The sequence below is a fragment of the Hydrogenophaga sp. PBL-H3 genome, from assembly GCF_010104355.1.
In the GTDB taxonomy this organism is placed as follows: Bacteria; Pseudomonadota; Gammaproteobacteria; order Burkholderiales; family Burkholderiaceae_C; genus Hydrogenophaga.
On the sequence record NZ_CP044972.1, the window covers coordinates 751,298 to 771,392 of the forward strand.

The window sequence follows — 20,095 nt, forward strand, 5'->3', positions numbered from 1 at the left end:
TGTTCACTTCAGACGGTCGGACTTCTGGAAGCTCTTCTGCCGCTTGAACATGCCCTTGCGATAGAACGGGAACAGCTGGAAATACGCGCGGATCTTGAGCCAGCGGCCGTACAGGCCCATGGGCTCGAACAGCACGAAGGCGATCAGCACCAGGCCGTACACCGTGCCCTGCAGGCCGGCCGCCTGGCCAATGGCCGCGGGCAAGAAGTCCTTGCCCAGCGCAATGAGCTGCGGCATCACGATGAGGAAGATGGCACCGAGGAACGCGCCGTGGATCGAGCCCAGACCGCCGATCACCACCATGAGCAGCAGATCGATCGACTGGATGATGCTGAACTGCTCGGGCGAGAGGAACTGGATCTTGTGCGCGTACAGCGCGCCGCCAATGCCCGCGAGCGCGGCCGAGAGCGCGAAGCTCATGGTCTTGTAGCGCGCGAGGTGGATGCCCATGCTTTGCGCCGAAATCTCCGAGTCGCGGATGGCGACAAACGCGCGCCCGGTGCTCGATCGCATGAGGTTGGCAATGGCCAGCGTGGCCAGCACCGTGACCACCAGGCACAAGAAGTAGAACTCGTTGGTGGAGTCCAGCTCCCAGCCGAAGAGGCTTGGGTACTTCACCATCAGGCCGGAGTTGCCGCCGGTCACGTGCTCCCAGCGCGCCATGACCTCTTCAACGATGAAACCGAAGGCCAGCGTGGCCATGCCGAGGTAGATGCCCTTGACCCGCAGTGCCGGCAGACCCACCACCATGCCCACGGCGGCCGAGAGCAGGCCGGCGCAGGCCAGCGCCAGCGGAAACGGGATGCCCGCGTTGACCATGATGGCCTGCGTGTACGCGCCCACACCCAGAAAGGCCGCGTGGCCGAGCGAAAAGAGGCCGGTGAAGCCAGCCAGCAGCATCAACCCGAGGCCCACCACCGAATAGATCAGCACGAAGGTGAGTTGCGCGAGCCAGTACTCCTGAATCACCCACGGCGCGGTCACGAGAAAGAGGCCCAGCAGGCTGTACCAGAAGGTCTGCCCGCCGTGTTTGGCCAGGCGGATATCTTGGTTGTAGTCGGTCTTGAAAAGAAAGCGCATGTTTCTCAATCAGTTGGGGTCAGAGCACATCGCTGCGCGAGTGGTCTGACCCACAAGCCATTCAAACTTTCTTCCGCAGCTTTTCGCCAAACAAGCCATTGGGCTTGAGCACCAGCATGATCAGCACCACGATGTAGGGGGCCACGTCCTTGAAGCCTTCGGGCAGATAAAAGCCCGAGAAGGACTCGACGATGCCGATGATCAGGCCGCCCACGATGGCGCCGGGCAGGCTGGTGAAGCCGCCCACCACCGCAGCGGGAAAAGCTTTCAGGCCGATGAAGCCCATGTTGGCGTGCACGAATGTGATGGGCGCGAGCAGCAGGCCCGCAATGGCCGCCACCGAAGCGGCCAGGCCCCACACCAGGCCGTTGAGCCGTTTGACCGGAATACCCATGTAGTAGGCGGCGAGCTGGTTTTGCGACGACGCCTGCATGGCGATGCCCAGCTTGCTGTAGCGGAACATGGCGAACAGGCCCAGGCACAGCACGCCGGTGACGCCGATCACCACGATCTGCTCGGCCGACACCACCAGCGAGCCCATGCGCAGCACCTCGCCAGCGTAGGGCACGGGCAGTGTGTGGGTGTCGGTGCCGATGTTGGGAATCATGGTGATCAGGCCGCGCAACACGTAGCCCACGCCAATGGTCAGCATGACGATGGAGAACGCCGGCTGCCCCAGGATGGGGCGCACCACCGCGCGCTCCAGCACCACGCCAAACAGGCCCATGGCAATGATGGCGGCGGGCACTGCGAGCCAGAAGGGCAGGCCCATCACGGTCATGGCGGCCAGTGCGGCAAAGGCGCCCACCATCATCAGGTCGCCCTGGGCGAAGCTCACGGTTTCAGTGGCTTTGTAGATCAGCACGAAACCCAGGGCGATGAGTCCGTAGATACAGCCCTGGGCCGCACCGCTGATGAGCAGTTGCAGCAGTTGCACGCATGTCTCCTTGTTGTTCTCTCCGCGCCGTGGCAGCGGGGCGCCGCTGCCATCCGGGTTGCAAGCCGCCCCGGACGGTGTGGACAATTTATAGCTGTCTTGCCCGTGACTGCCGCTAGGGGTTGACCCCCATCCAGAGTCACTCAGGTGCCATCAGTATCCAGAGCATGAAGTCCATACGCATCGGCGCCGGCCTTGGCTTTTACGGCGACAACTGGGAGCCTGTGGCCGCGAGCATTGAGCGCGGCGGTGTGCAGTTCATCGCCAGCGATCACCTGGCCGAGCTCACGCTGGCCATCCTGCAGAAGGACCGCCAGCGTGACCCTGCGCTGGGCTATGCACGCGACGTGGTGCCCATGCTCATAAAGCTGTGGCCGCTCATGCGCGAGCGGGGCGTGCGCTTCGTGTGCAACGCCGGTGGGCTCAACCCGCGCGGTGCAGCGCAAGCGGTGCTGGCGGCGTTCAAGGCCAAGGGTTGGCAGGCCAAGGTGGCGGTGGTGACGGGTGATGATGTGTTGCAGCGCTTGCAGGCAGCCGACACCGGCTTCGACCACCTCTTCACCCACGAGGGTGTGGCTGGTGTGCGCGAGCGGCTGGTGTTTGCCAACGCCTACGTGGGCGCCCAGCCCATCGTGCAGGCGCTGGACGCGGGGGCCGACATCGTGATCACTGGGCGCGTGGCCGACGCTGCGCTCTTCCTCGGTCCGCTGGTACACGGCCTGGGATGGACGCTGACCGGCGCCACGAGCGAACGCGATCTCACCCGCCTGGCCCAGGGCCTCACCGTGGGGCATTTGCTGGAATGCTCGGGGCAGGGCAGCGGCGGCAACTTCGGCAGCCAGGGTGCGTGGCAGGCCATTCCCGATCTCGCGCACATCGGTTACCCCATCGCCGAGGTGTACGAGGACGGCACCGCCCTCATCACCAAGGCGCCCGAGACGGGAGGGCGCATCAACTTCGATACCCTGCGCCAGCAACTGCTCTACGAGGTGCACAACCCGCACGCCTATTTTTCGCCCGACGTGGTGCTCGACATGGGCCACATCACCTTGCACGACGAAGGTTTTGACCGCGTGCGCCTCACGGGTGCGCGTGGCACCGCGCCCACTGACACGCTGAAAGTGGTGGCCGGTTTTCGTGACGGCTACAAGGCCGAGGTGACCTGGGGCTTTTCCTGGCCCGACGCCTGGGACAAGGCGCAGGCCGCGCAGGCGACCATTCGCACGCTGCTGAAAGACAAGCGCATTCCCCACGACGAGCTGTACGTGGAGTACCCCGGCCTCAACTCGGCGCACGGCGCGCTCGCACCGCTGCCAAAGCCGGACGCGCTCAACCAGAGCAACGAGATCTGGACCCGCCTGGTGCTGCGCACGCAGGACAAAGCCGCCGCCGACGGCTTTGGCCGCCTGTTCCCCTGGATCGGCCTGAGCGGCCCGGCCTACACCTGCGGCTTCACGGGCCTGCACAACACGAGCGAGCTGCTGGGCATCTGGCCGACGTTGATCCCGCGCGACGTCGTGGAAGCAAGCGTGACCGTCGACATGCTTGGGGAGGTGGTTTCATGAGCACGATCCGCATCCCTTTGGTGCGCATCGCCCACGCCCGCAGCGGCGACAAGGCCGACTGGGTGGACTTCGGCCTGTTCGCGTGGAACGCGGTGGGCTACCAGCTGCTGGCGCGTGAAGTGACGGCCGAGCGCGTGCAGGCCCACTTTGCGCCGTGGCTGCCGGGCGAGGTGGACGCCTGGCCACTGCCCAACATCCTGGCGCTCAAGTTCGTGTTGCGCGGTGCGTTGCAGGGCGGCGGCGCGCGCAACCTGCGGCTGGACAACCTGGGCAAGGCGATGGCGGGCGCTCTGTTGCGGATGGAGATCGACGTGACACAGGACGAACTGGACGACGCGCTCAACGCTCCGCGCGTGGGGTGGTGGCCATGAGCGCCGTCACCACCGACAAACAAGGCGAGATCTGGATCGTCACCCTCGACCGCCCCGAGGTGCGCAACGCCGTGGACAGCCCCACCGCACACGCCCTGCACGCCGCCTTCCTCGCGTTCGAGGACGACGCCACCGCCAAGGTGGCGGTGTTCCACGGAGCGCATGGCCACTTCTGCGCCGGCTGGGATCTGCAATACGGAGCGCGACTCGCCGCTCAGGGCGAAACCAGTGGCCTCGACCTCGACTTCAACGCCAGCGACTTGCGCGCCCTCGGCCCCATGGGCCCGTCGCGCCTGCAGCTCACCAAGCCGGTGATCGCGGCGGTGAGCGGCGCAGCGGTGGCCGGCGGCATGGAGCTCGCCCTGTGGTGCGACCTGCGTGTGATGGAAGAAGACGCGTATTTCGGTGTGTACTGCCGCCGTTTCGGTGTGCCGCTGATCGACGGCGGCACAGTGCGACTGCCGCGCCTGATCGGCATGAGCCACGCGATGGACCTGATCCTCACCGGCCGCAAGGTGGAAGCCACCGAGGCGCTGCGGATGGGGCTGGCCAACCGCGTGGTGCCCAACGGTCAGGCGCGCGAAGCCGCCATCACCCTGGCGCGTCAACTGGCCGCATTCCCGCAGGCCACGATGCGCGCGGACCGCGAAAGCGCCCTGGCCCAGTGGGATTTGCCGCTGGGCGAAGCGCTCCTGCAGGAATGGCAGCGCGGCAAGGCGCGCATTCCCGATGCGCTCGAAGGCGCCACACGCTTCGCCGCCGGGCAGGGGCGGCATGGAAAGTTCTGACATCGACGAAGCCTCGGTGCGCGCCGCCACCGAAGTCTGGATCGCTACCTTCAATGCGTCCGACTTGCCGGGCATGTTGGCGCTCTATGACGCTCGGGCCCATCTGTGGGGTACCACCTCGCCCGTGCTGATCGCATCAAAGGAGGGCATCGCGGCCTACTTCTCTGCGGTCTTTGCGCTGCAACCCGCACCCGGCATGGCCTTGAACGACGTGCAGGTCAGGCTGTATGGCGACACCGCCATCAGCACCGGCGGCTACACCCTGGCGCTGGGCGCCGCCACGAACCGCCGTTGCATTCCAGCGCGTTTCAGCTTCGTCTACCGCCGCGTCGATGCGTGCTGGCTGATCGTGGACCACCACTCGTCGGCCATGCCGGCGCCGCTCGATTTGGATTGACGCCATCGGCCTTCAACGCTAGATTAACCACTTGGTTAAAACAACTGGTTAAATCAAGCGCATGTCTGTCCTGCCCGTGAAGAAGTCGATCTCCCCACGCCGGCGAACGGCCCCAACGAGCCAGCCGGACCGCCTCCAGGTCCCTGACCCGATCGACACGCGCACGCGCATCCTCGCCGCGGCCTTCCGATGCCTGTCCACCCAGGGCTACGCCGCACTCAGCGCCCGTGAGATCGCCCGGGACGCTGGCGTCAACCACGCCCTGATCAACTACTACTTCGGCACCAAGGACCAGCTCGTCATTGCCGTGCTCGATGCGGCCAACCAGCACCTGCTGCAGCGCCAGCGAGAGATGTATGCGGCGCCTGGCCGCTTTGCCGAGAAGTGGGCGCAGGCGCGCGCGTTCTACGAGGACGACGTGAACTCCGGCTTCGTGCGCTTGCAGGCCGAGCTGTACGCGGCCAGCCTGTCCAACCCCGGTCTGCGTGAGCAGTTTGTGCCGCGCATCACGGCCTGGAAACAGGTGGTGCTCGAGGCGGTGCGCGAGGCCTTGCAAACCTACGCGGTCGACTTGCCGCCTGCGTTCACCGCCGACGCACTGGCCAGCCTGATCTCTGAATTCTGGCTGGGCATGGAATTCGCGCGGCTCATCGGTGGCGACGTCGAAAAGGCCCGCCACGATCAGGCGCTGGACGCTGTTCAGCAGCTGCTCACGGCGCTTGATCTGGCGGCCGCACGGCCCGCACGCACACCCTTGGCAAAGGCAAGACAACCGAAAGGCTGACCATGGACACCCGCACAACCGATCCGAAGGCAACCGCGTCCGACTGGCCCGAGCGCTTCGACCGTATTGCCGGACCGCTGCCGCCCGCCGGCGCGCTCGATGCCACCAAACCCTATCCCTTCACCACCATCGAGCCTGCGCAGCAAGGCTTCGTGGACCGCGACGGCGTGAAGATCTGGTACGCCGTGTGGGGCACGCAAGGCCCGTGGATCGCGTTCGCGCCCCCGATCCAGTTCGTCAACACCTCGGTCTTCAAGGCCACCGTGCCCTACCTGTCGGAGCATTTCCGCGTGATCACGGTGGACAACCGGGGCAACGGCAAAAGCGATCGCCCGCGCGGTCAGGAGCACTACGACTTCGAGCTGTACCACGGCGATTTCGTGGCCGCGCTGGACGCGATCGGGGTGCAGAAACTCGCGCTGGTGGGGCTGTCGGCCGGCGCCATGATCGCGCTGCGCCTGGCGGGCGAGCAGCCGCAGCGCATCACGCACCTCATCACCGCTGGCGGTTTTTCCGAGACGGTGCAGACACCCGAGGAGCGCGCCCGCATGCTGGGCAAGGACAGTCAGTTCGTCCGCGAGCACTGGCCGAAAGTGCTCGACGCGTTTGTGGCGTCGATCTTCACCGAGCCCCATTCGACCAAGCACATCGAGGACGGCGTGCACTACGGCTGGGCCACCGACGGCGAGACCGTCGCCTGGGCGCGCAACGGCTGGTTCGGTCACGACGTGCGCGACTTCGCGCGCCGCGTGCAGTGCCCCACGCTGGTGATCCACGCCGACCAGGACCAGCGCATTCCCTACGCCAAGGGCCAGGCGATCCACGAGCTGGTGCCCGGCGCGTCCATGATCACCGTGGGCGCCGGTGGCCATGTGCAGCCCGCGCGCGATCCGGTGATGTTCAACCGCGCGGTGCGCGACTTCGTGGGCACGGCACCGCGGCACACCACGTGGACGCGCGCCATGGCGCGGCCGCGCCGCGCGCTGTTCATCTGCAGTCCCATTGGCCTGGGCCACGCGCAACGCGACCTGGCCATCGCGTGCGAACTGCGCAAGCTGCAGCCCGATCTGGTGATCGACTGGTTCACCACCGACCCGGCCGCGCGCTACCTGGAGCGCGAGGGCGAACGTGTGCATCCGATCTGCAAGCGCCTGGCCAACGAGAGCCGTCACTTTGAGCAGGAGGCCGGCGAACATGACCTCTCGGCTTTCTTTGCCCTGCGCACCATGGACGAAATCATGGCGCGCAACTTCATGACCTTTGTCGACCTGATGGAGGCGGAGCACTACGACGTGGTGATCGGCGACGAGGCCTGGGACGTGGACCACCAGTACCACGAGAACCCCGAACTCAAGCGCCAGCCCTTCGTCTTCCTGACCGACTTCGTGGGTTGCCTGCCGACCCAGGCGGGCAACGAACGCGAAGCCTTTCTGTGTGCCGACCGCAACGCCGACGACATCAAGCACGTGGCGCGGTACCCGCACATCCGCGACGCGGCGATCTTCGTGGGCAACAGCGAGGACGTGACCGAGCAGCCCTTTGGCCCCGGCCTGCCCGGCATCCGCGAATGGACCGATCGCAACTTCTGCTACTGCGGCTACGCCCTGCCGTTCGACCCGACCACGTTGGCCGACACCGAACGCCTGCGGGCCGCCCACGGCTACCGCAGCGACGAACGCATCGTGATCGCCACGGTGGGGGGAACCGGGGTCGGGCGCCACCTGCTGAACCGCATCACCGAGGCGTTCCCGCGCATGAAACAGCAGGAGCCCGGGCTGCGCCTCATCGTGGTGGCCGGCCCGCGCATGGCCGCCGATGAGTTGCCGCGCCTGGACGGGCTGGAGGTGAAGTCGTACGTGCACAACCTGTACGAACACCTGGCGTGCTGCGACCTTGCGCTGGTGCAGGGCGGTCTGTCGACCACGATGGAACTCGTGGCCACGCGCCGGCCGTTCCTGAGCTTTCCGCTGCAAAACCATTTCGAGCAGTGCGTGCACGTGCGCCGCCGGCTGTTCAATTACGAGGCCGACCGATCGCTGGACTACCGCGATCTGTCGCCCGAGCGCCTGGCCGAGCAGGCGCTGGCCGCCATGCACCAGCCAGTGCGCTACCGGCCGGTGGAGACCGATGGCGCGATGCGCGCCGCACTGCGCATCGCGCAGGCACTTGAAAACCGGCACTGGGCGGGCTGAGCGCACCCGCGTCTGGACTCACTTCCCGCCCCCGCCTGATCCGTTTAGCATCCCGAGGGGTCTCAGACCCAGGGAGTTGAACCATGAGTGATGTCTTTCTGAGCTACGCGAGCGAAGACCGCGAGCGGGCCGGGCGGCTGGCCACCGCGCTGGGCCACATGGGCTGGTCGGTGTGGTGGGACCGCAAGATCATCGCCGGCCAGGCCTTTGACCAGGCCATCGAGCGCGAACTGGAAACTGCCCGCTGCGTGGTGGTGCTCTGGTCGGTGAATTCGATTGCTTCCGAGTGGGTGAAGAACGAAGCGGCCGCGGCTTCCGAGCGCGGCGTGCTGGTGCCCGCGCTGATCGACAACGTGAAGCTGCCGCTGGAGTTCCGCCGCAAGCAGGCCGCCGACCTGTTGGGCTGGCAGGGCAACGAACTGCACCCGGGCTTTCAGGCGCTGTGTCAGGGCGTGGCCCATGCCATGGGCGGCGCGGCACCAGCGCCGCGCCCTCGACTGGTGGTGCACCCCGCAACCAGCCGCCGCCGCTGGGCGGTGCCGGCCCTGGCCGCGCTGGCCGTGGCCCTGGGCGCGGGGCTGTATGGCCTGGGGTCATGGCGATCCACGCCCGCGACCACGCCGGCGGTTGTGGCCGTGGCGCCCGCGCCCGCCAGCGCGCAGGCCCCGGTCAAGCCACCGGCTCTGCAGCCGCCGGCTGCAAAACAGCCTGGCGCCCCCGCCCCCACCCCGGCCGACATGCCGGGCCTGGCCGATCTGGTGGTGGGCACCTACCGCGGTGACGTGATTGCCGATTCCAAAGGGCCGTCGCGCAGCGACATCGAGGTCACCATCACCCGCATCGACCGCGCCACTGTGCGCGTGAGCTCGGACTACCGGCGCATCGAAGCGGTCGAGGTCAACCTGACCCGCAACGGCAACCAGATCTTTGCCGCAGACGGCAGCTCGCCCTTCATCGTGGACCTGGACCGCTCGCCGCCCACCCTGGTGTTCGATCCCCGCAGCGAACTCGCCTACCGCGGAACCCGAACGCCCTGACGCGATTGCCATGATGGGGGCATGACGCCATCCGACCCCACTGCTCACACAGGGCTTGCGTTGTCATCGGCCTTGCGCCGAATCGAGACCGCACCAACCAGGATCCTGGCCGGGCTGACGTGGGCTCAGTACACCACGCCTGGCAGGTCCAGGCCTTCCTTGGGGATGGTGCGGGGCCGGCCCTCCATGTCGATGGCCACATAGGTCAGGCTGGCTTCGGTGACCTTCACGTACTGGCCCTGGGCCGAGAAGCGCTCGGCGAACACCTCCACCTGCACCGTGATGGACGTGTTGCCCACCCGTGTGACGTGTGCGAAGAAGCTCAGGATGTCGCCCACGCGCACCGGCTGCTTGAAGATGAACTGGTTCACCGCCACCGTGGCCATGCGACCGCGCACGTAGCGCGCGGGCAGCACGGCACCGGCCAGGTCGACCTGCGCCATGACCCAGCCGCCGAAGATGTCGCCGTTGGCGTTGCAGTCCGCCGGCATGGGAATGACCTTCAACACCAGTTCCCTGTCGTGGGGCAGGGTGGTTTCCGGGTTCGGGCTTGTTTTGCTTGGCATGGTCACAATCTCTGTACAACAGTCTTCATTCTCCCGCATGCGCCCCGACAACCCCTCCCAAGCTTCCATTGCCCTGCCCGCGAGCCCCGGTGCCTCTGGCGGCAAACCCCAGCGCTCCGACTGGGCCACGCTCAAACGCCTGTTGCCCTACCTCTGGCAATACAAGGTGCGCGTGGTGCTGGCGCTGGCGTTCATGGTCGGCGCCAAGATGGCCAACGTGAGTGTGCCGCTGCTGCTCAAAGAGCTGGTCGACGCCATGAGCATCAAGCCCGGCAGTGCGGAGGCCATGCTGGTGGTGCCGCTGGGTCTGCTGCTGGCCTACGGCGGCCTGCGCCTGTCCACCAGCGTGTTCACCGAACTGCGCGAGCTGGTGTTTGCCAAGGCCACCGAAGGCGCCACCCGCAGCATCGCGCTGCAGGTGTTCGGCCATTTGCATGCGCTGAGCCTGCGCTTTCACCTGGAGCGCCAGACCGGCGGCATGACGCGCGACATCGAGCGCGGCACGCGCGGCGTGCAGTCGCTCATCTCGTACTCGCTCTACAGCATCATCCCCACGCTGATCGAAGTGACCATGGTGCTGGCGCTGCTGGGCACCCGGTTCGACATGGGCTACGTGTGGATCACGCTGGTGGCGCTGGTGCTGTACGTGAGCTTCACCGTGGTGGTGACCGAGTGGCGCACCAAGTTCCGCCGCGAGATGAACGAGCTGGAGTCCACCAGCCAGACCCGCGCCATCGACTCGCTGCTGAACTACGAGACGGTGAAGTACTTCAACAACGAAGCGTTCGAGGGCCGCCGCTACGACGAAGCGCTGGAGAAACTGCGACGAGCCCGCATCAAGAGCCAGACCACGCTGTCCATGCTCAACGCCGGGCAGCAGCTGGTGATTGCCGTCGCGCTGGTGCTCATGCTCTACCGTGCCACGCAAGGTGTGGTGAGCGGTGAGATGACGCTGGGCGATCTGGTGATGGTCAACGCCTTCATGATCCAGCTCTACATCCCGCTGGGCTTCCTGGGCGTGCTGTACCGCGAGATCAAGCAGAGCCTGACCGACCTGGACAAGATGTTTGTGCTGCTGGAGAAAGAGCGCGAAATCGCCGACGAACCCGGTGCCCAGCCACTGGCCCTGGACGGCCCGCCGGCGGTGACATTCGAGAACGTGCGTTTCTCCTACGAGCCGGCGCGCGAGATCCTGCACGGCATCAGCTTCGAGATTCCGCCGGGCAAGACGGTGGCGGTGGTGGGGCCGTCGGGTTCGGGCAAGAGCACGCTGGCGCGTCTGCTCTACCGGTTCTATGACGTGACCAATGCATCGAACGGTGCCGAGCCAGGCCCGCACGGCTTCGGCCGCATCGCGATCAACGGGCAGGACATCAAGGGCGTGACCCAGTCCAGCGTTCGCCAGGCCATCGGCATCGTGCCGCAAGACACGGTGCTGTTCAACGACACCATCGAATACAACATCCTCTACGGTCGTCCCGAGGCCGGACACGACGCGGCGGTGCAGGCCGCGCAGGCTGCGCACATCCACAGTTTCATCGAGAAACTGCCACTGGGCTACCGCACCATGGTGGGCGAGCGGGGCCTCAAGCTCTCGGGCGGTGAAAAGCAGCGGGTGGCCATTGCCCGTACCTTGCTGAAGAATCCACCCATCGTGATTTTTGATGAGGCCACCTCGGCGCTGGACTCGGCGAACGAGCGGGCGATTCAGGCCGAGCTGAAATCAGCCGCGCGCAACAAGACCACGCTGGTGATTGCGCACCGTTTGTCGACTGTTGTCGACGCGCATGAAATTCTCGTGTTGGTGAATGGGGAGATTGTTGAGCGGGGGACGCATTCGGATCTCGTGTCGCGGGGTGGGGTTTATGCGGGGATGTGGGCTTTGCAGCAGAGTGGGGCGGATTGACTGCTTTTGATGTGGTGGTTTTGCTTGCGTGGCGAGCCGGGTCTCGGCCCGGCGGCCGACTCACTTTCTTTTGCTTCGCCAAAAGAAAGTAAGCAAAGAAAAGGCGAGCCGAATTCGCTGTCCCTACGCTGCGCTTCGGGCACGCTGCGTTGCTCGGATCGCCCGGGGGGCGCACAAACTTGTCCGCTGCGCGGCCTTCGGACATGCGCGCCCCCTGTCCGGGCGCTCCTGCGCTACTCGCCAGCGAATGACGGCATGGGGAGGTGTTCTCCGGCTAGTTGGTTGGTGGGGGTGCCCTCACCCCTGCCCTCTCCCAGAGGGAGAGGGAGTGAATGCGGGGAGTGCTTCCCTCTCCGGAGCACGTGCCTTGCCCCCTCTCCCTCTGGGAGAGGGCTGGGGTGAGGGCCCGCATACAGAAACCCAGGCCAACGAGCCCGCCGTCAGACCGGGCTGAGCAGCACAGGGGCGCTCGGACAGGGGGCGCGCATGTCCGAAGGCCGCGCAGCGGACAAGTTTGCGCGCACCCCGAGCGACACGAGCAGCGCAAGGAAGCCCGCAGGGCCCCGGTCTTCGGCTCGCCTTTCTTTTGGGTACTTTTCTTTGGCGAAGCAAAGAAAAGTGCCTCGGCCGCCGGGCCGAGACCCGGCCTGCCACGACAACAAACCCACCACTTCAAACACAAGAGTCAGAAGTGAATCCCCCGCATCATCTGCTGCATGGCAACAGCCTCAGCCGACAACTGCGACTTCCCTCCCTTGTCCCCCTTGGCCGCCGACGAATCCGGGAACATGCGAAAGCTCGTGTTCATCACGATCTGCGCCACGCGCGGCACCATGGCGTGCATCACCTGGCCCGTGATGCCCAGGCGGGTTGCAATGCGCACCGGCTTGAAAATGCAGGCCTGCGCGATCATGTCGGCGGCTTCTTCCGGCGCCAGCGTCGGCACGTTCTTGTAGATCTGCGTCGGCGCGATCATGGGCGTGCGCACCAATGGCATGTTGATGGTGGTGAAGCTGATGCCCTGGTCGGCGAACTCGCTGCTCGCGCAGCGTGTCCACGCGTCCAGCGCGGCCTTGCTCGCCACATAGGCCGAGAAGCGCGGCGCGTTGGTCAACACGCCGATGGAGCTGATGTTGACCACATGGCCCTTGCGCTTGGCCACCATGCCGGGCAGCAGGCCCATGGTCACGCGCAGGCAGCCGAAGTAGTTGAGCTGCATGGTGCGCTCGAAATCGTGGAAGCGGTCGTAGCTGCCTTCGATGGCGCGACGGATCGATCGGCCGGCGTTGTTGATGAGGAAATCCACGCCGCCGTGGTTGGCCACCAGCAGTTGCACAAATCGGTCGGCATCGGCCATGTCGGCGATGTCGGCAGGGTAGGCGATGAACTGGTAGCCCTTGTCTTTCGCTTCCTTGCAGGCTTCATCCAGTTTGTCCTGGTCGCGTCCGCAGATGATCGTCACCGCACCCGCCTCGGCAAACTTGTGCGCTGCCGCCAGACCAATCCCCGAGCTGCCACCAGTGACCAGCACCACCTTGCCCGCCACGGTGCCCTTGAGGCTGCGGTCGATGTGCAGGTCGGGGTCGAGATGGCGTTCCCAGTAGTCCCACAGCCGCCAGGCGTAGTCCTTGAAGTTGGGGCACGCAATGCCGCTGCCCTTGAGTGCGGCGAGTGTCTCGCGGCAATCAAAGCGCGTGGGGTAGTTGACGAAGGTCATCATGTCCTCGGGCAACCCGAGGTCCTGCATGATGGCCTTGTAGACGCGGCGCACCGGTGCCAGCGCCATCAAACCTTTCTTCACGCTCTTGGGAATGAAGCCCATCAGCGCGGCGTTGATGAACAGGTTCATCTTGGGCGCGTGCGCCGCCTTGCTCAGGATGTCGAGCACGTCGCCCACGCGGTAGCCCATCGGGTCCACCAGGTGGAAACAGGCGCCACTGCTGCGCTTGAGGTGGCTGATGTGGTCGAGTGCATCGACCACGAAGTCGACCGGCACGATGTTGATGCGCCCACCTTCCAGGCCCACGCTGGGCATCCACGGCGGCAGGATCTGGCGCAGGCGCTGGATCAGCTTGAAGAAGTAGTAAGGCCCGTCGATCTTGTCCATCTCGCCGGTCTGGCTGTCGCCCACCACGGCGGCGGGGCGGTACACGCTCCACGGCACCTTGCATTCCTCGCGCACGATCTTTTCGCTCTCGTGCTTGGTCATGAAGTAGGGGTGGTCCAGGCCCTCGGCCTCGTCGAACATGTCTTCGCGGAACACGCCCTCATACAGGCCAGCCGCGGCAATCGACGACACGTGGTGAAAGTGGCCTGCACCGATGGCCTTGGCGAACTCCACCGTGTTGCGCGTACCGTCCACGTTCACCGTGATCTGGCTCTCGGCGTCGGCTTCCAGGTCGTACACCGCAGCCAGATGGTAGAAGTGGTCGATCTGGCCCTTGAGCGATTTCACGTCGTCGGCCGAGACGCCCAGCTTCTTGGTGGTGAGGTCGCCAAACACCGGCACCGCACGCGCCGCACCCACTCCCCAGTACTCGCGCATACCCGCCACCTTTCCTTCGCTTTCCTTGCGGATGAGGAAGTGCACCACCGCGCCCTTGCGCTGGAGCAGCTTGCCCACCAGGCGCTTGCCGATGAAGCCGGTGGCACCGGTGACGAAGTAATGCATGAAGGTCTCCTGAAACAGATGGTGGTGTGAGCGAGGCGAAGTCTCTGCATTCTTGTCCACGAACCTGTGTGGCCCATTCCGCAAAAACCCGCGTACGCCGCGCCGGCATTAGTCTTGCGCCCCTACACAGGGCCTGCAGCCAGCCCGTACAGTGGCGCCAATCGGGCGTCAAGCCTGACCATCCATCTCAACCCACAGGAGCACCCATGGTCAAGAAGATCCAGAAGAATGGCGGCGACAACAAAGCCGCTGCCCAGGCTTTCAATTCCCCGCTGTCCGGCGCCATCAAGGATTCGGCCCAGCAGATCTGGCTGGCTGGCCTCGGCGCGTTTGCCAAAGCCCAGGAAGAGGGCGGCAAGGCCTTCGAGTCTCTGGTGAAGGAAGGTCTGTCGATCCAGCGCAAGACCCAGGCCGTCGCCGAAGAGCGCATCTCCGAAGCCACCAACAAGGTCAGCAGCATGGCCACCGACATTTCTTCCAAGGCATCGGGCCAGTGGGACAAGCTCGAATCGATCTTCGAGGAGCGCGTGGCCAAGGCATTGAACAAGCTCGGCGTGCCCTCGGCGCGCGATGTGGACGCGTTGATCAAGCGCATCGATGCGCTCAACCAGCACGTGCAGCAGCTCGGCGGAAAAGCGCCGGCCAGGACAGCGGCGCGCCAGGCCGCGCCGGCGAAGAAGGTGGCTGCCGCCAAGCCTGCAGTCAAGGTGGCCGCCAAGCCCGCAGCCCGCAAAACCACCCGAAAGTCGGCCGCTGCCTGAGCGCCATGCACGGCACCATGCGGCCTGACGGCGGCATTCGGCACAGGGGCGTTCGCGCCCCTTTTTTGCGCCCGCCGTTCATGCTGCAATGCAGCACTTTCAGCGACACCTGCGGTCTACACTCGAACGCATGAAGACCCCGCGCGAAGCTCACCCCGCACCGCACCCGCGCAACGCCAGGAGCCGGCCGGTCAAGCCCGAGCGCCCCCGCATTGCGCTGGCCCTCGCTGGTGGTGGACCGCTGGGCGCGATCTACGAAATCGGCGCGCTCTGCGCCCTGGCCGACAGCCTCGAAGGACTGGACCTCAACCACTGCGACCACTACATCGGCGTGTCCGCGGGCGGTTTCATCGTGGCGGGGCTGGCCAACGGCATGACACCTCGGCAGCTCTGCGAAGCCTTCATCGAAGACCGCCAGGGGGCCGACCATTTTGATCCCGCCTGGCTGCTCAAACCCGCCTGGGCCGAGTTCGGGAGTCGCCTGCAGCGCCTGCCGGGACTGCTGGGCAGTGCCCTGTGGGCCTGGGGCGTGCAGGGGAAGGACTTCACCAATGCGTTCGAGCGCCTGGGCGCGGCGCTGCCCACGGGCTTGCTGGACAACGAGGGCATCCACCAGCAGATCGAGCGCCTGTTCAGCCAACCTGGCCGAACCAACGATTTCCGCCGCTTGCGCGCCCGCCTCACGCTGGTGGCCACGCAGCTTGACACCGGCGAGGCCGCACCGTTTGGCAAGGCGGGTTGGGACCACGTGCCGATCTCGCGGGCGATCCAGGCCAGCGCCGCTTTGCCCGGCCTGTTTCCGCCAGTTGAGATTGACGGTCAACACTATGTGGACGGAGCGCTCAAGAAAACCCTGCATGCCACCGTGGCGCTCGACGAAGGCGCGGGGCTGCTGTTGTGCCTGAATCCGCTGGTGCCGTTTCGGGCGCACGCGGTGGGCGAACAAACCGATCACATTCCGTCGCTGGTCGAAGGTGGCTTCCCGGCGGTGATGAGCCAGACCTTCCGCTCCATGATCCATTCGCGGCTCGAACTGGGCATGAAGAACTACGAGCGCCTCTACCCAGGCAGCGACATCGTGCTCATCGAGCCCGACCAGCGCGACGCCAAGCTGTTCACCGCCAACACCTTCAGCTACCGCCAGCGCCGCGAGATCGCCGAACACGCCTACCAGCAGACGCGCAAGATGCTGCGCGAGCGACAGGTCGAACTGACGCCCAAGTTGGCGCGCCACGGCGTGACGCTGAACACAGCGGCGCTGACCAACGCCGACCTGCACCTGGTGAAAGAGCCGTCGGTGCCTGCCCAGACCGCGATGGGCCGACAACTGCACGCCACCCTGGACGACCTGCAGCGCCAGCTCGGCACACCGGCCCTGGGCCGCTGAGCGCCATGGCCAAGAAAGCCCCGCGCCGCACCGCCGAGCGCATTCTCGAGGTCACGCTCGAACTCTTCAACCGCTTCGGCGAGCCCAACGTGTCGACCACGCTGATCTCGGCTGAACTGGGCATCAGCCCGGGCAACCTGTATTACCACTACCCGGCCAAGGACGAGCTGATCAACTCGCTGTTCGAGCGCTACGAGAAGGCGCTGGGTGAGTTGCTGGGCGCCAGCGAAGGCGTGCGCAACGTGGAGGACGCCTGGTTCTTCCTTCACTCGTTGTTCGAGATCATCTGGGAGTACCGCTTTCTTTACCGCGACCTCAACGACCTGCTGTCGAAGAACCGTTTGCTGGAAACCCATTTCCAGGACGTGCTGAAGCACAAGACGCGCGCCATCCGAAGTTTGCTCGCGGCCCTCAGCCGCAACAGCGCGGTGACCATGGACGCGCGCGAAATGGAGCCCACCGCCGACAGCATGGTGGTGGTGCTCACCTACTGGTTGAGCTTCGAGTACGTGCGCGATCCGCGCCACGCGCTGGAGCCGGACAACGCGCAACAGGCCTTGATGCGCGGCGCCTACCATGTGCTCAACCTGCTGGCGCCTTACCTTGAGAGCTCGCAGCGGCAGCACCTGATCCATCTCACCGCGGCTTACAGCCCCAGTGCCTGACGCACGAGGAGACAACGATGGACACCTGGACCTCTTTCCCCTGGACCGTGACACCCCGGTTCGACAGCAACCAGCTGCAGCACCAGTGGGATCGGCTGCACTTGGGCGATGCAGAGCCCTGGCCCGAGCAAGCCGGCGTGCTGGAGGCCTGGGCCCAGTTTCACAACGGGGAGTTCCAGCGAGCCGCCCTCAGTGGCCTCGCGCTGGGTGACGCGGGCATGAACGTGGCCAACAAAGCCACCTGCATCTATGCCAACTACCTGGAGCCACGCGAGCACGCGCGCCAGCAGCTGTTGATGGACACCGCGGCACGGGCCGAAGCTCTGCAGAAGCGAGAGCCGGACAACGCCGGCGCCTGGTACTGGCAGGCCTATGCGCTGGCCCGCTACAGCCAGTGCATCAGTGTGGCCAAGGCGCTCACGCAAGGGCTGGGCGTGAAGATCCGCCGTGCACTGGAGACCACCATCGCGCTGGCGCCGCGCCATGCCGATGCGCACCTCGCGCTGGCCGGCTACCACGCCGAGGTGATCGACAAGGTGGGTGCAGTGGTGGGGGGCATCACGCACGGGGCCAGCAAGGACGCAGGCCTGGCGCTGTACCAGAAGGCGCTCGCGCTCAACCCCGATTCGGCCATCACCTTGTCGGAGTACGCCAACGGCTTGCTCATGCTGGATGGTCACAAGCGGATGGAAGAAGCCCGCCATCTGCAGGATCGCGCTGCTGCGGTGCAGGCGCTCGATGCCATGGAGCGGCTGTACGTTGCCTCCGTACGGTTGACGCTGGAAGGCTAGGGTCACGCCATAATCGCGCCCCATGGAAACCAAGTGGCTCGAAGACTTCGTCAGCCTGGCTGAAACCCGCAGCTTCAGCCGCTCGGCTCAGCTTCGCCACGTCACCCAGCCCGCGTTCTCGCGTCGCATTCAGTCGCTGGAAGCCTGGGCCGGCACCGATCTGGTCGACCGCTCCTCGTACCCCACACGCCTCACGCCGGCAGGCCAGACCTTGTACGACCAGGCGCTGGAAATGCTTCAGGCCATGCAGAGCACGCGCGCCATGCTCAGGGCTCACACGGCGGCAGCACAGGACGTGATCGAGTTCGCCGTGCCGCACACGCTGGCGTTCACGTTTTTTCCGTCGTGGCTTTCCAGCCTGCGCGAGACCTGTGGCCCGATCAAGAGCCGCCTCATCGCCTTGAACGTGCACGACGCGGTGCTGCGTCTGGTCGAGGGCAGCTGCGACCTGCTGATCGCCTATCACCACGAGTCGCAGCCCATTCAGCTCGATGCCAACCGCTACGAGATGCTGCCGCTGGGCCGGGAGCTGCTGGCGCCCTATGTCAAGCCCACTTCCACCGGTGCGCCCGCCTTCTCACTGCCGGGTCTGGCAGGTCATCCGCAGCCCTACCTGGCCTATGCGCCCGGCGCGTACCTCGGCCGGGCGGTGGACCAGATGCTCAAGCAGAGCAGCGTGCCCATGCACCTGGATCGCATCTACGAGACCGACATGGCCGAAGGCCTCAAGGCCATGGCCCTGGAGGGCCACGGCATTGCCTTCCTGCCGGCCAGCGCAGTTCGCAACGAGGTGGCCACCCGCAAACTGGTCTCGGCCGGCGGCGGGTTGGAGACCGCCCTGGACATCCGCATCTACCGCGAGCGGCCGGTGGCGCGCAAGGCCAAAGGCCCGGTAGAGAAGTTCTGGAACGACTTGCGCCAGCGGTTGGAAGCGGCTTGATTCCTTCTTTGGCGGGTGGTTGCTAGCGCGGATCGCCATTGCAGACCATTGGGGTAAATTCGGACATGAACGGTTTGCATGATCGGCTCTGCAATCGGCATTGGCGTTTGTCCAGGCCCCTCGTTACATTCACTGACCTCGTTGCCCGCAGGGTGGGAATTCCCGGGTGGAACGGAGTTTGCGTGCGTAGCATCATGCAAGTGGTGTGCCCGTGTCCGAGGGGCCGCGCATCAAGCTGAAGATCGTTGGGTTTATCGTTTTTTTACAAGCAAGGAGATCGTTATGAAGAAGCACCTGCTCGCATGGGCCGTAACCGCATTGGCCGCCAGCAGCGCCCTGGCCCAGACCGGCGACACGCTGGCCAAGATCAAGGCGTCCGGCAGCGTGTCCCTGGGCGTGCGCGAGTCGTCCGGCCTGGGCTACACCCTGGGCAACGGCAAGTACGTCGGCTTCCACACCGAAATGGGCGAAATCGTCCTGTCCGACATCCGCAAGCAACTGGGCCTGACCTCACTGGAAGTGAAGTACCAGCCGGTCACCTCGCAGAACCGCATCCCCCTGGTGCAGAACGGCACGGTTGATCTGGAGTGCGGCTCCACCACCAACAACGCCACGCGCCAGAAAGACGTGTCGTTCGCCGTGACCACCTACGTGGAAGAAGTTCGCATTGCGGTCAAGGCCAACTCCGGCATCAACGGCATCAAGGACCTGGCCGGCAAGAACGTGGCCACCACCACCGGCACCACCTCGGTGCAGACGCTGCGCAAGAACGAGCGCGCCGGTGGCATCGACTTCAAGGAGGTCTACGGCAAGGACCACGCCGACAGCTTCCTGCTGCTCGAATCGGGCCGTGCCGATGCCTTCGTGATGGACGGCTCCATCCTGGCCGCGAACATCTCCAAGGCGAAAAATCCCGCCGATTTCAAGATCGTGGGTGAGGTCCTGTCGGTCGAGCCGATCGCCTGCATGCTGCGCAAGGACGACCCGGCCTTCAAGAAGGCCGTGGACGACAGCATCAAGCGCCAGATTGCCGATGGCTCGCTCGCCAAGCTGTACGACAAGTGGTTCATCCAACCGATCCCGCCGGCCAACGTGAAGATCGGTCTTCCGATCTCCGACGCCACCAAGGCGGCCTGGGCTGCGCCGAACGACAAGCCGATGGAAGACTACGTCAAGAAGTAAGCGCGCAAGCTCCAGCCACGCCCCTTCAAGTGGATCATTTGAAGGGGCGTTTTCGTGGTCGCCCACGGTCGTCGT

General features: G+C 65.5%; 18 protein-coding genes. 14 read left to right on the forward strand and 4 right to left on the reverse strand.

Annotated features, from left to right (window positions below; genetic code table 11):
- Positions 1 to 3: 3 nt before the first annotated feature.
- Both F9Z44_RS03590 and F9Z44_RS03595 read right to left on the reverse strand, forming a co-directional pair.
- Positions 4 to 1,080 carry a branched-chain amino acid ABC transporter permease gene (locus F9Z44_RS03590; protein WP_159603673.1) on the reverse strand — a complete coding sequence of 359 codons (1,077 nt, stop codon included), beginning with the start codon at positions 1,078 to 1,080 and terminating at the stop codon, positions 4 to 6.
- Positions 1,081 to 1,141: 61 nt separating this feature from the next.
- Positions 1,142 to 2,017, reverse strand: coding sequence for a branched-chain amino acid ABC transporter permease (locus F9Z44_RS03595; protein WP_159603674.1), 876 nt, complete (start codon positions 2,015 to 2,017; stop codon positions 1,142 to 1,144).
- Positions 2,018 to 2,184: 167 nt separating this feature from the next.
- Between F9Z44_RS03595 and F9Z44_RS03600 the strand changes: the two genes are divergently transcribed.
- The 7 genes from F9Z44_RS03600 (at position 2,185) to F9Z44_RS03630 (ending at position 9,151) form a co-directional block, all read left to right on the forward strand.
- Positions 2,185 to 3,582, forward strand: coding sequence for an acyclic terpene utilization AtuA family protein (locus F9Z44_RS03600; RefSeq protein WP_159603675.1), 1,398 nt, complete (start codon positions 2,185 to 2,187; stop codon positions 3,580 to 3,582).
- A complete protein-coding gene (locus F9Z44_RS03605) occupies positions 3,579 to 3,953 on the forward strand; it encodes an AtuA-related protein (protein WP_159603676.1) in 375 nt (124 codons plus the stop codon). The genes F9Z44_RS03600 and F9Z44_RS03605 overlap by 4 nt, the downstream gene beginning before the upstream one ends.
- Positions 3,950 to 4,741: a crotonase/enoyl-CoA hydratase family protein gene (locus tag F9Z44_RS03610; RefSeq protein ID WP_159603677.1), complete on the forward strand. Its 792-nt coding sequence runs from the start codon at positions 3,950 to 3,952 to the stop codon at positions 4,739 to 4,741. The genes F9Z44_RS03605 and F9Z44_RS03610 overlap by 4 nt, the downstream gene beginning before the upstream one ends.
- Positions 4,728 to 5,138 carry an SgcJ/EcaC family oxidoreductase gene (locus F9Z44_RS03615; protein ID WP_159603678.1) on the forward strand — a complete coding sequence of 137 codons (411 nt, stop codon included), beginning with the start codon at positions 4,728 to 4,730 and terminating at the stop codon, positions 5,136 to 5,138. The genes F9Z44_RS03610 and F9Z44_RS03615 overlap by 14 nt, the downstream gene beginning before the upstream one ends.
- A 61-nt stretch (positions 5,139 to 5,199) precedes the next feature.
- Positions 5,200 to 5,922 (forward strand): TetR/AcrR family transcriptional regulator, encoded by a 723-nt coding sequence (locus tag F9Z44_RS03620; RefSeq protein WP_159603679.1) that lies wholly within the window; start codon positions 5,200 to 5,202, stop codon positions 5,920 to 5,922.
- 2 nt (positions 5,923 to 5,924) lie between these two features.
- Complete coding sequence (locus F9Z44_RS03625; RefSeq protein WP_159603681.1) at positions 5,925 to 8,114, forward strand: alpha/beta hydrolase; 2,190 nt, start codon at positions 5,925 to 5,927, stop codon at positions 8,112 to 8,114.
- A gap of 83 nt (positions 8,115 to 8,197) precedes the next feature.
- Positions 8,198 to 9,151 (forward strand): toll/interleukin-1 receptor domain-containing protein, encoded by a 954-nt coding sequence (locus tag F9Z44_RS03630; RefSeq protein ID WP_159603683.1) that lies wholly within the window; start codon positions 8,198 to 8,200, stop codon positions 9,149 to 9,151.
- 125 nt (positions 9,152 to 9,276) lie between these two features.
- Here F9Z44_RS03630 and F9Z44_RS03635 read toward each other — a convergent pair whose 3' ends face one another.
- Positions 9,277 to 9,717 (reverse strand): acyl-CoA thioesterase, encoded by a 441-nt coding sequence (locus F9Z44_RS03635; RefSeq protein ID WP_159603685.1) that lies wholly within the window; start codon positions 9,715 to 9,717, stop codon positions 9,277 to 9,279.
- Positions 9,718 to 9,754: 37 nt separating this feature from the next.
- Here F9Z44_RS03635 and F9Z44_RS03640 point away from each other — a divergent pair, with 37 nt between their 5' ends.
- Positions 9,755 to 11,623: an ABCB family ABC transporter ATP-binding protein/permease gene (locus tag F9Z44_RS03640; RefSeq protein ID WP_159603687.1), complete on the forward strand. Its 1,869-nt coding sequence runs from the start codon at positions 9,755 to 9,757 to the stop codon at positions 11,621 to 11,623.
- A gap of 685 nt (positions 11,624 to 12,308) precedes the next feature.
- Here the strand turns inward: F9Z44_RS03640 and F9Z44_RS03645 are convergent.
- The gene (locus F9Z44_RS03645) at positions 12,309 to 14,294 is read right to left on the reverse strand and encodes an SDR family oxidoreductase (RefSeq protein WP_159603689.1); all 1,986 of its coding nucleotides are present in this window, start codon (positions 14,292 to 14,294) and stop codon (positions 12,309 to 12,311) included.
- 206 nt (positions 14,295 to 14,500) lie between these two features.
- Here F9Z44_RS03645 and F9Z44_RS03650 point away from each other — a divergent pair, with 206 nt between their 5' ends.
- The 6 genes from F9Z44_RS03650 to F9Z44_RS03675 all read left to right on the forward strand — a co-directional run bounded on the left by F9Z44_RS03650 (position 14,501) and on the right by F9Z44_RS03675 (position 20,020).
- The gene (locus F9Z44_RS03650; protein WP_159603691.1) at positions 14,501 to 15,055 is read left to right on the forward strand and encodes a phasin family protein; all 555 of its coding nucleotides are present in this window, start codon (positions 14,501 to 14,503) and stop codon (positions 15,053 to 15,055) included.
- Between the two features lie 130 nt (positions 15,056 to 15,185).
- Complete coding sequence (locus F9Z44_RS03655; protein WP_159603693.1) at positions 15,186 to 16,442, forward strand: patatin-like phospholipase family protein; 1,257 nt, start codon at positions 15,186 to 15,188, stop codon at positions 16,440 to 16,442.
- Between the two features lie 5 nt (positions 16,443 to 16,447).
- Positions 16,448 to 17,107, forward strand: a complete 660-nt coding sequence (locus F9Z44_RS03660; protein WP_159603695.1) for a TetR/AcrR family transcriptional regulator — start codon at positions 16,448 to 16,450, stop codon at positions 17,105 to 17,107.
- A gap of 17 nt (positions 17,108 to 17,124) precedes the next feature.
- A complete protein-coding gene (locus F9Z44_RS03665) occupies positions 17,125 to 17,898 on the forward strand; it encodes a hypothetical protein (protein WP_159603697.1) in 774 nt (257 codons plus the stop codon).
- A gap of 22 nt (positions 17,899 to 17,920) precedes the next feature.
- Positions 17,921 to 18,838, forward strand: a complete 918-nt coding sequence (locus tag F9Z44_RS03670; protein WP_159603699.1) for a LysR substrate-binding domain-containing protein — start codon at positions 17,921 to 17,923, stop codon at positions 18,836 to 18,838.
- A 282-nt stretch (positions 18,839 to 19,120) separates the two neighbouring features.
- The gene (locus F9Z44_RS03675) at positions 19,121 to 20,020 is read left to right on the forward strand and encodes a transporter substrate-binding domain-containing protein (RefSeq protein ID WP_159603701.1); all 900 of its coding nucleotides are present in this window, start codon (positions 19,121 to 19,123) and stop codon (positions 20,018 to 20,020) included.
- Positions 20,021 to 20,095 lie beyond the last annotated feature (75 nt).

What these genes read in the sequence shown, in the direction of transcription:
- F9Z44_RS03675 (WP_159603701.1), top strand. Translation starts at nt 19,121, where the DNA reads ATGAAGAAGCACCTGCTCGCATGGGCCGTAACCGCATTGGCCGCCAGC.
- F9Z44_RS03605 (WP_159603676.1), top strand. Translation starts at nt 3,579, where the DNA reads ATGAGCACGATCCGCATCCCTTTGGTGCGCATCGCCCACGCCCGCAGC.
- F9Z44_RS03635 (WP_159603685.1), bottom strand. Translation starts at nt 9,717, where the DNA reads ATGCCAAGCAAAACAAGCCCGAACCCGGAAACCACCCTGCCCCACGAC.
- F9Z44_RS03620 (WP_159603679.1), top strand. Translation starts at nt 5,200, where the DNA reads ATGTCTGTCCTGCCCGTGAAGAAGTCGATCTCCCCACGCCGGCGAACG.
- F9Z44_RS03645 (WP_159603689.1), bottom strand. Translation starts at nt 14,294, where the DNA reads ATGCATTACTTCGTCACCGGTGCCACCGGCTTCATCGGCAAGCGCCTG.
- F9Z44_RS03660 (WP_159603695.1), top strand. Translation starts at nt 16,448, where the DNA reads ATGGCCAAGAAAGCCCCGCGCCGCACCGCCGAGCGCATTCTCGAGGTC.
- F9Z44_RS03655 (WP_159603693.1), top strand. Translation starts at nt 15,186, where the DNA reads ATGAAGACCCCGCGCGAAGCTCACCCCGCACCGCACCCGCGCAACGCC.
- F9Z44_RS03600 (WP_159603675.1), top strand. Translation starts at nt 2,185, where the DNA reads ATGAAGTCCATACGCATCGGCGCCGGCCTTGGCTTTTACGGCGACAAC.
- F9Z44_RS03650 (WP_159603691.1), top strand. Translation starts at nt 14,501, where the DNA reads ATGGTCAAGAAGATCCAGAAGAATGGCGGCGACAACAAAGCCGCTGCC.
- F9Z44_RS03590 (WP_159603673.1), bottom strand. Translation starts at nt 1,080, where the DNA reads ATGCGCTTTCTTTTCAAGACCGACTACAACCAAGATATCCGCCTGGCC.
- F9Z44_RS03640 (WP_159603687.1), top strand. Translation starts at nt 9,755, where the DNA reads ATGCGCCCCGACAACCCCTCCCAAGCTTCCATTGCCCTGCCCGCGAGC.
- F9Z44_RS03615 (WP_159603678.1), top strand. Translation starts at nt 4,728, where the DNA reads ATGGAAAGTTCTGACATCGACGAAGCCTCGGTGCGCGCCGCCACCGAA.
- F9Z44_RS03665 (WP_159603697.1), top strand. Translation starts at nt 17,125, where the DNA reads ATGGACACCTGGACCTCTTTCCCCTGGACCGTGACACCCCGGTTCGAC.
- F9Z44_RS03630 (WP_159603683.1), top strand. Translation starts at nt 8,198, where the DNA reads ATGAGTGATGTCTTTCTGAGCTACGCGAGCGAAGACCGCGAGCGGGCC.
- F9Z44_RS03625 (WP_159603681.1), top strand. Translation starts at nt 5,925, where the DNA reads ATGGACACCCGCACAACCGATCCGAAGGCAACCGCGTCCGACTGGCCC.
- F9Z44_RS03610 (WP_159603677.1), top strand. Translation starts at nt 3,950, where the DNA reads ATGAGCGCCGTCACCACCGACAAACAAGGCGAGATCTGGATCGTCACC.
- F9Z44_RS03670 (WP_159603699.1), top strand. Translation starts at nt 17,921, where the DNA reads ATGGAAACCAAGTGGCTCGAAGACTTCGTCAGCCTGGCTGAAACCCGC.